Source organism: Mangrovibacter plantisponsor, assembly GCF_003182475.1.
GTDB classification, from domain to species: Bacteria; Pseudomonadota; Gammaproteobacteria; order Enterobacterales; family Enterobacteriaceae; genus Mangrovibacter; species Mangrovibacter plantisponsor.
Genome location: NZ_QGTS01000024.1, coordinates 35,974 through 49,997, shown reverse-complemented (window position 1 = coordinate 49,997; position 14,024 = coordinate 35,974). Strand labels below are relative to the sequence as shown.

Here is a 14,024-nt window from a genome sequence, read left to right as displayed (position 1 = left end):
TTCGGCTGGCTGAGATTATCCTCTGCGGAGGATACCAGCATTATTCTGTTACTGTGTTTTATCCTGCCGTTACTGGCTTCCGCGGTTCGCAGAATAAATGACGCCGGTTACTCGCGGTTTGTGATTATTCTGTTGGTGTTTTTCCCTTATATCCTTTTTCCCTTCCTGTTGTTGCCCGCCTCAGTGAAGAGTAATCAGTGAATTTTTAATCTGTCTCCCCACTACGTTCCTCGTAGTATCCCCGCATAAAAAACCTTCGTAATATCTTCGTGTACCTCTCATTGCTTACGCTAATAAGGACATCACCATGCAAAAAGAGAACTGGCACCCGGCAGATATCATTGCAGCACTGCGCAAGAAAAACACCTCAATGGCGGCGGTATCGCGCCATGCAGGGTTAAGCTCCTCAACGTTGTCGAATGCGCTAACCCGCCCCTGGCCGAAAGGCGAATACCTGATAGCTCAGGCAATTGGTGTGCATCCGTCTGAAATCTGGCCGGAGCGTTATTACAAAGATGGCAAGATAATCGACAGAAGCCAGCTAATGCGCCGCCAGGGTGAATAACACCGGAAAAATATTGCCTGCGTGCCTGTGCGGGCAATCAACAAAGCTGGTGCATATTTCACAGGGTATGCACCAGGGCTGCGTACCGGTACGCAAAAATCCATAAAAGTACGGGTTGTGTAACGAAAGACCATGATCCGGGCAAACAGGCAGTGCTAGCCTGCGCAGGAAACAGACCAGGGACGGAGCAAATGAACAAGGAAACCACCGGGGCGATGCCGCATGATGCCGCGTTTCGCCAGTTTCTCACCCAGCCAGAAATCGCACGGGATTTTATGGAGCTTCACCTTCCGCCACCGTTACGGGCAGTCTGTGATTTCAGTACGCTGAAACTTGAATCCGGCTCTTTTGTGGAAGATAACCTGAGCCAGTATTTCAGCGATATCCTTTACAGCCTGAAGACGACGACGGGTGATGAAGGCTATCTCTATGTGTTGATTGAGCACCAGTCCACACCAGATAAACAGATGGCGTTCAGGTTATTGCGTTATTCCGTAGCAGCCATGAAACGCCACCTGGATGCCGGGCATACCACACTGCCGCTGGTGATCCCGGTGCTCTTTTATGCCGGGAAACGCAGCCCTTACCCCTACTCCAGCCGCTGGCTGGATGCATTTGCAGACCCGGAGCAGGCGGGCAGGTTGTACAGCCAGCCTTTCCCTTTGGTGGATGTTACGGTAATTCCTGATGATGAAATTGCGCACCACCGCAGTATGGCCGGGCTAACGTTGTTACAGAAACATATTCACCAGCGTGATCTGGCAAAACTGGTGGATAAACTTGCACCAATTTTACTTACTGGCTATCTTTCGTCATCACAGGTAGTTACCCTGGTAAACTATATTTTACGGGCGGGCGAAGCAGCAGATGCCAGAGCGTTTATTAAGACACTGGCACAACGTGTACCACAACATGGAGAGGCACTAATGACCATTGCACAACAACTGGAACAACTCGGACGTGAGCAGGGTATACGGGAAGGCGAGCAAATCGGGATAAGGAAAGGTGAGGAAATTGGGATAAGGAAGGGCGAGCAAATCGGGATAAGAAAGGGCCAGAAGCTGGCTGTGCACAATTTCGCCAAAACTCTTCTGCAACGTGGCTCAGACCGGGATTTTATTATGGAACTAACCGGCCTTTCGGAAGAGGAACTGGCGCAAATTCACTTCTGATTATTCAACCCCTGGAGCAAGACGATGGCAACCATTGCGCAACAACTGGAACAACTCGGGCGTGAACAGGGTATACGTGAGGGGGAGCAAATTGGGATAAGGAAAGGCGAACAAATCGGAATAAGAAAGGGCCAGAAGCTGGCTGCGCATAATTTCGCCAAAACCCTTCTGCAACGTGGCTCGGACCGGAATTTTATTATGGAATTAACAGGCCTTTCGGAAGAGGAACTGTCCAATTTGTGCGTGTTAAGCCGTGGTAATTGATTGCATTGCCACCTGTTCACCATTTGCACTGTGTTGCTAGAAACAGCAAAAAAAAGCGCCCAACACCTCCCCGGGCGCAGCAAGGCAATCTGTAATTCCGGTCTGTTATAGTTTTAAAATGCGATAACGCCTTTAATCAATGTCTGGTTATTAATGACTTGTTGCTCGTAAACGTCTGCCAGATGGGTAAATGCATATCGGTGGGTCAGCATCATGCTGGCATTTAACTGGCCTTCAGCCATCAGTCGCCCCACTTTGGCAAAATCTTCATGGGTTGCATTGCGGCTACCCAGCAGCGTGGTTTCTTTCTTGTGAAAATCAGGGTCAGAGAACTGTAACTCACCTTTAAATAACCCAACGAAAACCACTATCCCTCCATGGCGTATCAAGTTCACTGCATTGTTCATTGCGCGCTGGTTCCCGGTAGCATCTATCACCTTTTTCGCCAGAGAACCCTCAAAATAACGGCGCAATTCCTCATCAAACTCACTGTCTGCTGGGTTCAGTGTGGGTAGCCCAAGGTGTTCCTTAACATGCTGGCGTCTCATCTCACTGGTATCTGCCACAACTACACGCGCACCGTCTGCTTTGGCTATAGCTGCAACGCCTAAGCCAATGGGGCCAGCACCCACCACTAACACATCATCACCGGTTTCTACCTGTGCCCGGCGCACAGCATGGGCACTGATCGAAAAAGGCTCAATCAGCGCCGCCGCTTCTGGATCGATACCTTCCACTAAAAGCACATTGCGTGCAGGAACACTTAAATATTCGCTGAACCCACCGTCCTGATGAACACCAATCACAGAGATGTTTTCACAACAATTGGTTCGTCCGCTCAGGCAGGCTGGACAATGTTCGCAGGCAACATAAGGAATTACCGCGACTTGTTGTCCAGCGTGCATATTCCCAATATTTTCTCCTACACTAATTATCTCACCACATATTTCATGGCCTAACACTCTTGGGTAACTAAAGAATGGCTGATTACCGCCCCAGGCATGAATATCTGTCCCACAAATACCTACAGTTTTTATTTTAACCAGCACTTCATTTTTTTTAGGAATAGGTACGGTGCGTTGTTGATATATCATTTTTTTTGGCTCAGTACATACCAATGTGTTCATCATCGCCATGATCAATACTCCTGTTTTGTGTTGCGAGAGTTATTGATTAAAAAAATAATGCTGCGATTAATCAGAGCGTAAAAGTGTGAGAATAAACTCAAAAAAGTGTCTTAAATATGGTTTTAATGAGGAAAAAAGGAGAGTGTTTATGAGCCGTTCACAGAATTTACGCCAAAATGTGATTAATCAATTCATCCATGACATGTCGTTAAACCATATTCCTTCCCCCTTACCATCTATTTCAGCACTGGCAGAGATGTATGCTATCAGCCGCACCACGGTACGGCATACGCTGGCCTGGTTTGTCGAATGTGGTGTGCTGGAAAAAATAGGCACAGATTACATCCGCCTGAGAAACCCTGATACTGCAGATGGCTATGAGGCTGTCACTCCGCCACAAGAGGAGCAAAGCCGCCTGTTTGAAATGGCTTTTTTCACAATGATCAACCAGCGGCAACTCAGAGCCGGAGAAGTGTTTTCGGAGTTACAACTGGCAAAAGCCGCCAATGTCAGCCCCGCCACTGTGCGTGAATATTTGCTAAAATTTTGCCGTTATGACCTGGTAACCAGTGAACAGCGCGGGCTTTGGCGCATGAAGCAGTTCGATAAAGCCTATGCTGAACAACTGTTCGAGCTCCGTGAGATGCTGGAAATGCATGCGATGCAGCACTTTCTGAATTTGCCGGATAACCACCCTTTATGGCTGCAGGCTAAAAATCTGCTGGAGCGCCACCGTATGCTGCGTGATACCGTGGGTGACAGCTACCGAACTTTCTCCCGTCTGGACCGCGATTTTCATGCGCTGTTACTATCATCTGCACAGAATATATTTTTTAATCAATCGCTTGAGATTATATCTGTGATTTTCCATTTCCATTACCAGTGGGATGAGGCCGATCTTAAACAGCGCAATATTATTGCCATTGACGAGCATATGACCATTCTGAGCGCCCTGATTTGCCGTAATGACCTCGAGGCAATTCGGGCGTTACGCGATCACCTGAACACAGCAAAACAATCGATGATTCGTTCAATTCATCAATTCACAGGAAAATAAATTAAAGACAGATAAAAAACAGAAAACCTCAGAGTAGAGCACGAAACTGTTATCTTAATTCAATTCACTGGAAGTCGGTGATTAAGCTCATATTCAGTCAAGGGATATTTTATAAAAATTATCTCAATGCGTTATTAACGCTCACAGTTGACTGTATTTTCGCTTCTCCATGAGGCGAGAGGTTCTTGTTGCCAAAAAATATTCAGGAGCAGCATGTGGACAAAGTAAATGTTATTCCAGAGCATTCACCGACAATAAATACTCGCCCGGAAGGTGAAGCGGTTTTACCTCCGGAGGGTTTATTACAGCGCAGTAGTAGAATTAAGAAAATTCAGTTTACTGCGATGGCTTTATTATTTCTTGCTGCTGTTGTGAATTATCTCGATCGTAGTTCACTATCTGTCGCTAATATGACAATACGCCATGACCTTGGGCTTAGTGCCACTGAGATTGGCGCTTTGCTCTCGGTGTTTTCACTGGCTTACGGTATAGCGCAACTTCCTTGTGGACCTTTGCTGGACAGGAAAGGCCCGCGAATTATGCTGGGCCTGGGAATGTTTTTCTGGTCGTTGTTTCAGGCAATGTCAGGTCTGGTGCACAGTTTTGCCCAGTTTGTACTGGTACGGGTTGGCATGGGAATAGGTGAAGCGCCAATGAATCCGTGCGGAGTTAAAGTTATCAATGACTGGTTTAACATCAAAGAGCGCGGCCGCCCAATGGGTTTTTTTAATGCCGCTTCTACGATAGGGGTTGCCATCAGCCCACCGATTCTGGCTGCGATGATGCTGCTGATTGGCTGGCGGGGTATGTTTATTACAATCGGCCTGTTCGGCATCATTATTGCAATAGGCTGGTATTTACTCTATCGCAACCGTGAGCAACTTTCTCTGACGCCAGTAGAGCAGGCTTATCTTAATGCCGGGAGTGTTAATGCACGCCGGGAGCCGCTTAGTTTTGCTGAATGGCGAGGGTTGTTCCGCAATCGTACGATGTGGGGCATGATGCTGGGCTTCAGTGGCATCAACTACACCGCATGGCTCTATTTGGCCTGGTTGCCTGGTTATCTGCAAACTACCTATAACATGGACCTGAAAAGCACCGGTTTGATGGCGGCGATACCTTTCTTATTTGGGGCTGCTGGCATGCTGGTGAATGGTTATGTAACTGACGCGCTGGTGAAAAGGGGGGTTGCACCGTTAAAAAGCCGTAAAATTTGCATTATTGCCGGCATGTTGTTGTCAGCCAGTTTTACATTTTTGGTGGCGCAAGCTACCTCGTCCATGAACGCCGTATTATTGATTGGTATGGCACTGTTTTGCATTCACTTTGCCGGGACTTCTTGCTGGGGGCTGATTCATGTTGCGGTGGCTTCCCGAATGACGGCTTCTGTGGGAAGTATCCAGAACTTTGCCAGTTTCATCTGTGCCTCTTTTGCACCGATAGTGACTGGCTGGGTGGTTGATACCACGCACTCGTTCCATTTGGCGCTGACCATCTGTTCCTGTGTTACCGTGCTTGGCGCTGCGGCTTATGTGCTGCTGGTTCGTCAGCCAATCAGTGATGTGAGCAAGTGAAGCGGTAAACCCCTGAAACCATGAACAGCCCCACCAGCAGGCTGTTCATGGAGAGCAAACCGTTATTACTTAAACACCGCCACATCTTTGCCATCGTCGACCAGTTGCTGGCGCACATGGCTGACAAATTCAGTAAGCGGGCACAAGGTGCCAACATCCGTTTTCTTGCACCATGCGGCCTGGAATTCCGCTTCGGGTAACGGGTGTTGTGCATTCAGTGGTGAAAGCTGGCGCCACTGGTCCAGAGTACGGGCACTGAATGTAATGCGCACCAGTTGCTCGCCGGTTTGGGTATTTTTGTAGCGGGCCAGGTTAAGGCTGCCGCCGGGGGGAATGTCGTTGCGTGGGTAAACCGGTAACTGCCAGTTAAACCCGAGCATGGTTTGAATTTGGGCAATATTGGTGTCATGGCCAACCAGCATCACCAGTGGGCGTTGTAGTGCCGGGTTAATGGTTTGGCTGGTTGGGTTTTGCGTTCCGGCAGTGAGCGCATTAAGTAGCTGGCGCATCAGAATGGAACCCCCGTGGCGGGCATATTCTGGGGTATCACTCACCAGGTCATATTTCGCGGCATGCAGGGCCATCAAAGCACTGACTTGCTCCGCGTTGGCTGCGTGGCCAAATGCTACCTGCTCCAGTGGCAGGTTTTCACTGTATTGCAGGCGAATGGTTTCCCCCATTGAAGACCCTTCAGAAACCGGCCCGCCCAGTTTTACCTTCCCGTTATCACTGATTTTGACTTTCCAGGGTTTATCCAGAAACTTACAGCTGTCTTTATCTGGTGTACACACCGCCTGGCGCAATAAATCAACGGCCGGCTGATAACGTTTCGCTGCTTCTTCCGGGCTCCCCATACGCGCCATGACTTCTTGTTTCACCACCGCCATATCCGGGTGTGCCAGCCCCATATCCAGAGTGTCGAACAATGGATCTTGTGGGGTGGAGGCGGAATGCACAGCAATACCACAGCCCGGGAACATGCCATCGACCAGTGCCATTCCGGTGGCTTTGGTGCGCTGGTCTGGCGCGGCCCATACCCAAACGCTGCCCTCTGCCGGGCAGTGTTGCTGTTCTTTTAAGGGTAAACCTTGTGCCAGCCATTGCTGGAGTTGGTAAGCCCCCTGTTGTGCCACGCCCATATAGCCGTGCCCGGTTAAAAAGCCATCCGGTACTGTCCATTCAGGCCACGCCTGGCCGGTGGCTTTCTGTAGTGATGCGCTGTCGGTTTGTGGGCGCACGCCGTGGCGGCTCAGGGTAACCACTTTTTCGAGTACGTACTGGGGGGCTTGTGCGGCACTGGCAATAGGGATTTGGCTGGTTGATACCATCATCAGTAATAGGAAATTGACTGTCAGTTTTTTCATAATGCGTTCCTGGCGATAAAAGTATGCAGACTATGCTCATTCCGGATACTGTCAGATATTGTATTGAGTCTGTTATCTTTGCATGAAACATAACAATATTTTTTAGCCAGTGAGTTACCAGAAGTTAGTGCATATTCATCGCCGCTATAGCGAATATTGTTTGCTGACAAACAAAAAACCCGCTGGTAAAACAGCGGGTAAAAACAAACCAGACCAATAATCACATTTAAGAAATCGTTATTACTGCACTGCAGCAAATGCCTCGGCAACCGGCACAACATTATTATGGTTAAGACCGGCCATGCAGACACGCCCACTGGCAATCAAATACACACCCAAATCGTTGCGCAGTTTATCCACTTGCTCCGGGCTGAAGCCGGTATAACTGAACATGCCGCGCTGTGTCAGCAGGTGGTCAAAACTATGCCCGGGCAATGCCGTTTTCAGTGTATCAACCAGTACCTGGCGCATTTCACTGATACGGGTGCGCATGGCATCCACTTCTGCACGCCACAGTGCGTTCAGCTCTGGGGTATTCAGCACCATGGAAACCAGTTTCGCGCCATAATTAGGCGGGCTGGAGTAGTTACGGCGCACGGTTGCTTTTAACTGGCCCAGCACGCGGCTGGCGGCTGCGGCATCTTCACACACCACAGATAACCCGCCCACACGCTCACCATACAGTGAGAAGATTTTCGAAAATGAATTACTGACCAGTGCAGGCAGGCCAGCGCTGGCAATAGCGCGAATGGCGTAAGCGTCTTCTTCAATACCTGCCCCAAACCCCTGGTAGGCAATATCCAGGAACGGAATCAGCTCCCTTGCCTGCAGCACTTCAATTACTTCATCCCACTGTGAATGGGTTAAATCAGCACCGGTTGGGTTATGGCAGCACGGGTGCAGCAGCACAATGCTGTGTGCCGGCAACTGGCGCAGTGTATCCAGCATTGCCGTGAAGTTTACTCCGCGGGTTTCTTTATCGAAATACGGGTAAGTATGCACATTGAAGCCTGCACCGGAGAAAATGGCGATATGGTTTTCCCAGGTGGGGTCGCTCACCCACACGTCTGAATCCGGGAAGTAGCATTTCAGGAAGTCGGCCCCAACTTTCAGTGCGCCAGAACCGCCCAGGGTTTGAATTGTGGCGATGCGCCCGGCTTTCAGCGCGGCGTGTTGTTCACCAAACACCAGGTGTTGCACCGCACTGCGGTAGGCATTCAACCCTTCCATTGGCAAATACACGCTGGCCCCGGCAGGGTGCTGTTCTAACAGGCGACGTGCGCGCGCTACCGCTTCCAGTTCAGGAATAATGGCTTTCTCGTTGTAATAAAGACCAATGCTCAGGTTGACTTTGTTTGGCCGTGGGTCCTGGTGAAATTTTTCCATCAGCGACAAAATCGGGTCGCCCGCGTAGGCGTCAACATGCTGGAACAACATTTAATACTCCTGGTAGTCAGAGGTTACACCGCGTAGCGTCCGGGGCGGTGATTCATGGCAATAATCAGATTCAGCAGGGTGGCGCCAACAATTGAGGCAACCAGCATCGGCAGGCTGACAACGAACAAAGAAGCCGTCACTATGCAGGCATCTACCGCCATCTGGAATTTCCCAGCGCGGATCCCGCTTTTGTCCTGCAAGTAAAGTGCGAGGATATTCACGCCGCCAAGGCTCGCTTTATGGCGGAACAGCACCACAAAACCAATCCCCATCATGACGTTGCCAAACAGCGTGGCATAAAACGGGTTGAGCTGGTCGATGTGAATAAAACGGCCATGCAAATCAGAAAAGAGTGAAACCAGTGCGACGGCACAGAACGTCTTCAGGGTGAATTGCATGCCCATACGGCGGACAGACAGCCAGTAGAAAGGCAGGTTAATCACGAAAAATGCCGCGCCAAAGGAGATATGGGTGACATAGTGAATCAGGAAAGCCAGGCCTGCGGTACCACCAGTGAGTGCGCCAGACTGGCGTAGCAAAACCACACCAAATGAGATCATCAGTGTGCCAAACAGCAAGGCCAGCGCATCTTCCAGCCAGGTGTGGGCGAGTTTATTGGGTGTTATAACGTTATCCATAAGAAATCATGATTTTTCAGTGGCACAGGATAAGCATAACCAGCAAAAAACACGCCAGAATCACCATGCAAACAGGCTGAATGGTGAATTATTCACCGACATATTCGCTAACATACTGATACATCAGGCCTGGGTTTTGCGTATTTTGTGCATGGAAAGACTTTATGTTGGTTGATATGTGCATTTAATTGCTTTTTAGTACACGAATCAGGCTTGCGTGTTGCACCATAATAAAGCGTTATGCCCTGATTCAGGGCAACATGTCACTGCCAGGCATCATCAGGCCGTTTTCCTTCAGGCGGTTAAGTACCACGGACGTTTTCAGGTGGGCAACGCTCTTGTTACGCGAGAGGATCTTACTGATTAAATCGCTCAGTCCTTGCAGGTCCTGGACGGCGACTTTCAGCAGGTAATCGGCGTCGCCGGTGGTTTTAAAGGCATCAATCACGGCATCGACATCACGCAGCATGGTATGGAAGCTTTCCACGCAATCAGCGGTGTGGTTCAGCAGGCGCACTTCTATCAGCCCCAGCACTTCGCGGCCCACCGCATCTGGCGCCAGCCGGGCGTGGTAGCCAAGAATGAGTTGCGCCTGCTCCAGTGCGATGCGCCGCCGTGAACACTGGGAGGCAGACAGGCCAATCAGCTCGCTAAGTTCCTGGTTTGTCAGGCGGCCGTTGGACTGCAGCAGGTTGAGGATCTTCACATCAAAGTCGTCGATATTGTACATAAGCCCGGTATCAGCGCAGAAAAAGTGGCTTACAGACTAGCAGTTTTTTCCCTCCGGCGAAGCTTTGCTGTATGTGCATTTTTTGTGCTGCACCAAAATGGAACTGTTTTGTGCGCTCAATGGCCATTTTGTGCGTGAATGATGCGTAATACGTTCTAAAAATACGCATATCATTCTTTTGTTAACGAATTATTCACATTTTGTGAGTGGTGGGGATAATTTAAATTATTCTTTGTATCAATTAGTTAGTGTTTTCTTCTTGAGAAGAACCTTAAGCCTGGCCTGATAGTTGCTCTCTTCGGCTGTAACCTTTTGGACCCGGAGATGGTAATGGCTACTCAGCAAAACGATAACGAATTAAAACGTGGATTAAAAAACCGCCACATTCAACTTATTGCACTGGGAGGCGCGGTTGGTACCGGGCTATTTTTGGGAATAGCGCAGACCATTCATATGGCCGGGCCTTCGGTGCTGCTGGGTTATGCCGTCGCCGGTTTAATCGCCTTTTTTATTATGCGCCAGCTTGGTGAGATGGTGGTGGAAGAGCCAGTTGCTGGTTCCTTCAGCCACTTTGCTAACCGCTACTGGGGGCCATTTGCCGGGTTTATGTCTGGCTGGAATTACTGGGTACTGTATGTGCTGGTGAGTATGGCTGAGCTAAGTGCTGTGGGAATTTATATTCAGTACTGGTGGCCGGAAGTGCCCACCTGGGTTTCTGCTGCGGTTTTCTTCCTGGTGATTAATGCGATTAACCTGACCCACGTAAAAGTGTATGGCGAGCTGGAGTTCTGGTTTTCCATTATCAAAGTGGCGGCGATTGTCAGCATGATTGGTTTTGGCGCGTATTTGCTGATAAGCGGCCATGGTGGTGTTGAAGCCACAGTGACTAACTTGTGGCAGCAGGGCGGCTTTTTCCCCAACGGCATTAGCGGGTTAGTGATGGCGATGGCGGTAATTATGTTCTCTTTTGGTGGCCTGGAGCTGGTGGGGATCACCGCCGCAGAAGCGGATAACCCGGAACAAACTATTCCCCGCGCCACTAACCAGGTTATCTGGCGCATTCTGTTGTTTTATGTGGGTTCTCTGGCGGTGCTGTTGTCGTTGTATCCGTGGCAGAAAGTGGTGCAGGGCGGCAGCCCGTTCGTGCTGATTTTTCATGCGCTGGACAGCAACCTTGTTGCCAATATTCTTAACCTGGTGGTGCTTTCTGCAGCTCTTTCGGTTTACAACAGCTGTGTTTATTGCAACAGCCGTATGTTGTTTGGCCTGGCGCAACAGGGTAATGCACCGCGCGGGTTGTTAAATATCAACCGTCGCGGCATTCCGCTGGCAGCGCTCGGGGTTTCTGCGCTGGCAACGGCGCTGTGTGTGCTGATTAACTACATTATGCCGGGTAAGGCGTTTGAATTGCTGATGGCGCTGGTGGTTTCTGCCCTGGTAATTAACTGGGCGATGATTTGTATTACGCACCTGAAGTTCCGCCAGGCGATGCAGCGTGCCGGGAAAACTACGCGTTTTAAAAGCCTGGGGTACCCGCTGACGAATATTCTGTGCCTGGTTTTCCTCGCCGCGATTTTGGTGATTATGTTTATGACACCGGGGATTCGGATTTCGGTGTGTTTGATTCCGGTGTGGCTGGTGGTGCTTGGGGTGGGGTATTACCTGAAGAAGAGGCGTGCCGGGGCGGCGGAGTTGGTGTCGGGGAGTTTGTGAGTGTTTTGTTTTTTTGATGTGTGTTAGTGGTGTGGCTGTTTCTGTTCACTTTACATAGTGTCATGTGTGGTTGTTTCCGTTCACTTCCAGTGGCGTGGATAATGCGGCTTCACAGCCTGTGAACGGGCTAAGGGGGCTCGCCCCCTTTGCAATCCCCGTTTTCGCGGGCGACCGGTGCTGCGCACTGCGTTCACCTCCGGGCAGTCAGCCTGCGGCCGGCTCGACTCGGCGTCCATGCCTCGGTTCGCCTTATTCCGCCGTCCGGGCGGAATAACCTTGTCTTCCTTTCTCCGGTTCACCGGTCTTACGCGACACAACACTCGCTGCAAGTGGTGGGTTGTTTGTGTTGTGCTGAGTGGCTGTAAGTTCTGTGTCTGGTCTGTCTTTGTGTGTTTTTTGCTGTGAGCATACAGGCGGGTGTGGGGTGCGTTACTGTTCTTTATCCACTTGTACGTGCGGTTTACTGTTGTCTGCTAACTCGCTGCGGGCTGCGACAGCCAGAAAGTGGCTTCTGTCTTTATACATTGTTCGCTTGCCCTCAATGTAGCTATCGATACGCTTAATAAGTATATCCGGCAGGGTGATGTTTACCCGCCGCTGTTTGCCTTCAAATACCGACAGGTCAATATCTATCATGAACCAGGAGTCACAATGTGCATAATCAGGTTGCGCTGCGTATGCCCTGTACCCTGCGTCCGTTATATCTTCAACAGAGTGTGATGCGTTGATGATGATGTCTTCGACAATTGCCAGAATAGCCTCCCGGGCCATTACCGGAATTTCTGCTTGTTCGTCTGCTGCAGAGACACAGCAGTAACCCATTTTGTCGAAGGCGGGAACACTAATACCAAATGCGGTATGCGTGTTTTCTGGTGTTTCGACACCAACAGAGAAAAACATACTTATCTCCAGTGATTTTGGGAGGGTATCCCGGCCATTTTGAGAATTGCCCTGACAGTGCCAGGGGGTAAGTCCTTTTTGGGGTGTGGTACAGGGAATGTTTTTCCTGTTACAGGAGACCACCATATTTGGTGGCTACCCCCATTATGCCGCCGGAGGATACAGCCTGCGGCTATCAGTGCCTTGATCAGGTCAGCAGATTTCATCCTTTCTCCGTGCCTTTGATGATTATACACACATATACACACGGCAAACAGAAAGCGGTGTGATAGTGGAGTAAAACCCGGGAAGGGTTAATCGTGTTTCAACAAGTTTGTGGAACAAGTGGGAGTGTGGGGGTTCTGCGGGGAGGTGCGCAGATTGGGTTTGTTAGCTTGGGTGGGGGGGGGGGGTCGTTCACTTTACATAGTGTCATGTGTAGTTGTTTCCGTTCACTTTTCACTGTGTCAGTGTGGTGAAAGTTCCGTTCACTTAAAGTGATGAGGTTAATGTGGCTTCACTGCCAGTGAACGGGCGAAAGGGGGCTCGCCCCCTTTGCAATCCCCGTTTTCGCGGGCGACCGGTGCTGCGCACTGCGTTCACCTCCGGGCAGTCAGCCTGCGGCCGGCTCGACTCGGCATCCCTGCCTCGGTTCGCCTTATTCCGCCGTCCGGGCGGAATAACCTTGTCTTCCTTTCTGCGGTTCACCGGTCTTACGCGATACAACCCTCGCTGCAAGTGGTGGGTTGTTTGTGCTGTATGGTGTGGCTGGGGGATTTGTGCGTTGTCTGTTTTTTTTGATTTTTGCTGAGATATTACAGGCGGGTGAGTAAAGGCAGTGTGGCTGACACGGCGCGCAATTTGCTCAGTACTGGCAGAACGGGGTCAGTTCACCCTGGCTGGTGCGATTGTTCCGTTCACTTCAAGTGATGTGACTCATGTGGCTTCACCACCAGTGAACTGGTAAAGGGGATTATTTTTGTTAACACCAGCGCAACAAGAAGCGCGCAAACGGTTTCGTGGTTTATCCCGGTTTAATACCAAAAAAGCAGTTTAATACACTGCAATTTAGCGAATTGTGCTCGATCATCTTCCATATCTCAGAGAGCACCTATTTTTTTGTCATTTTTTCTTTTGTGTAATCAATGAGTAATAAAAACGTGATTTAGATCGCACTTTTTGTCACTTACAAAATAATTAGCAGCCTTATTATACACCCCATCGAAGGCATACAGCCTTCCACCATAAAGACCAAATTTAAGGAATATGACCATGAAAAGTATTAAAACTCTTGCTGCTGTTGCCGCTCTTTCTATGATTTCTTTCGCAAGCTTTGCGCAGACTGTTAGCGCAACTGCCAGCACCCTTGACGGCGCTGAAGCGAAAATCGCAGCTCAGGCTAAACAGCAGGGCGCTGATTCTTACAAAATCATTGAAGCCTTCAACGGCGACCACGTTCACATGACCGCTGAACTGAACAAGTAAGCTATTGAGGTAGCGGATT

General features: G+C 49.8%; 15 protein-coding genes. 8 read left to right on the top strand and 7 right to left on the bottom strand.

The genetic code is table 11. From position 1 onward, the window contains the following. The 4 genes from DES37_RS24315 to DES37_RS24300 form a co-directional block, all read left to right on the top strand. A partial coding sequence (locus tag DES37_RS24315) for a DUF805 domain-containing protein (protein WP_110028173.1) occupies positions 1-201 on the top strand: 201 nt, incomplete at its 5' end. Between the two features lie 106 nt (positions 202-307). Beyond that, positions 308-565, top strand: a complete 258-nt coding sequence (locus DES37_RS24310) for a helix-turn-helix domain-containing protein (RefSeq protein ID WP_425451738.1) — start codon at positions 308-310, stop codon at positions 563-565. Positions 566-756: 191 nt separating this feature from the next. Further along, positions 757-1,737 carry an Rpn family recombination-promoting nuclease/putative transposase gene (locus DES37_RS24305; protein ID WP_110028171.1) on the top strand — a complete coding sequence of 327 codons (981 nt, stop codon included), beginning with the start codon at positions 757-759 and terminating at the stop codon, positions 1,735-1,737. A gap of 24 nt (positions 1,738-1,761) precedes the next feature. Further along, positions 1,762-2,001, top strand: a complete 240-nt coding sequence (locus DES37_RS24300) for an RpnC/YadD family protein (protein ID WP_110028170.1) — start codon at positions 1,762-1,764, stop codon at positions 1,999-2,001. 113 nt (positions 2,002-2,114) lie between these two features. On the opposite strand, the gene DES37_RS24295 is transcribed toward DES37_RS24300, so the two are convergent. Then, positions 2,115-3,137, bottom strand: coding sequence for a zinc-binding alcohol dehydrogenase family protein (locus tag DES37_RS24295; protein WP_110028169.1), 1,023 nt, complete (start codon positions 3,135-3,137; stop codon positions 2,115-2,117). A gap of 139 nt (positions 3,138-3,276) precedes the next feature. Here DES37_RS24295 and DES37_RS24290 point away from each other — a divergent pair, with 139 nt between their 5' ends. Together DES37_RS24290 and DES37_RS24285 are read left to right on the top strand one after the other, a co-directional pair. Further along, positions 3,277-4,185 (top strand): GntR family transcriptional regulator, encoded by a 909-nt coding sequence (locus DES37_RS24290; protein WP_036113774.1) that lies wholly within the window; start codon positions 3,277-3,279, stop codon positions 4,183-4,185. 233 nt (positions 4,186-4,418) lie between these two features. Further along, complete coding sequence (locus DES37_RS24285; RefSeq protein WP_245930179.1) at positions 4,419-5,759, top strand: MFS transporter; 1,341 nt, start codon at positions 4,419-4,421, stop codon at positions 5,757-5,759. Positions 5,760-5,824: 65 nt separating this feature from the next. On the opposite strand, the gene DES37_RS24280 is transcribed toward DES37_RS24285, so the two are convergent. From DES37_RS24280 to DES37_RS24265, 4 genes are all read right to left on the bottom strand, one after another. Next, a complete protein-coding gene (locus DES37_RS24280) occupies positions 5,825-7,123 on the bottom strand; it encodes a histidine-type phosphatase (RefSeq protein ID WP_110028168.1) in 1,299 nt (432 codons plus the stop codon). Between the two features lie 240 nt (positions 7,124-7,363). Next, positions 7,364-8,557, bottom strand: a complete 1,194-nt coding sequence (locus DES37_RS24275) for an amino acid aminotransferase (RefSeq protein WP_110028177.1) — start codon at positions 8,555-8,557, stop codon at positions 7,364-7,366. Between the two features lie 26 nt (positions 8,558-8,583). Next, positions 8,584-9,198 carry a YitT family protein gene (locus DES37_RS24270; RefSeq protein ID WP_036113768.1) on the bottom strand — a complete coding sequence of 205 codons (615 nt, stop codon included), beginning with the start codon at positions 9,196-9,198 and terminating at the stop codon, positions 8,584-8,586. A gap of 250 nt (positions 9,199-9,448) precedes the next feature. Further along, positions 9,449-9,928 (bottom strand): Lrp/AsnC family transcriptional regulator, encoded by a 480-nt coding sequence (locus tag DES37_RS24265; protein WP_036113765.1) that lies wholly within the window; start codon positions 9,926-9,928, stop codon positions 9,449-9,451. A gap of 330 nt (positions 9,929-10,258) precedes the next feature. Here DES37_RS24265 and DES37_RS24260 point away from each other — a divergent pair, with 330 nt between their 5' ends. After that, on the top strand, positions 10,259-11,641 hold the full coding sequence (locus DES37_RS24260) for an amino acid permease (RefSeq protein WP_036113762.1): 1,383 nt from the start codon (positions 10,259-10,261) through the stop codon (positions 11,639-11,641). A 429-nt stretch (positions 11,642-12,070) separates the two neighbouring features. Here DES37_RS24260 and DES37_RS24255 read toward each other — a convergent pair whose 3' ends face one another. Both DES37_RS24255 and DES37_RS24250 read right to left on the bottom strand, forming a co-directional pair. Further along, positions 12,071-12,541 (bottom strand): type II toxin-antitoxin system HicB family antitoxin, encoded by a 471-nt coding sequence (locus DES37_RS24255; RefSeq protein WP_051691358.1) that lies wholly within the window; start codon positions 12,539-12,541, stop codon positions 12,071-12,073. A 2-nt stretch (positions 12,542-12,543) separates the two neighbouring features. Beyond that, positions 12,544-12,747: a type II toxin-antitoxin system HicA family toxin gene (locus DES37_RS24250; RefSeq protein ID WP_110028167.1), complete on the bottom strand. Its 204-nt coding sequence runs from the start codon at positions 12,745-12,747 to the stop codon at positions 12,544-12,546. 1,045 nt (positions 12,748-13,792) lie between these two features. Here DES37_RS24250 and DES37_RS24245 point away from each other — a divergent pair. Then, positions 13,793-14,005 (top strand): YdgH/BhsA/McbA family protein, encoded by a 213-nt coding sequence (locus tag DES37_RS24245; RefSeq protein ID WP_036108852.1) that lies wholly within the window; start codon positions 13,793-13,795, stop codon positions 14,003-14,005. Positions 14,006-14,024: the final 19 nt, after the last annotated feature.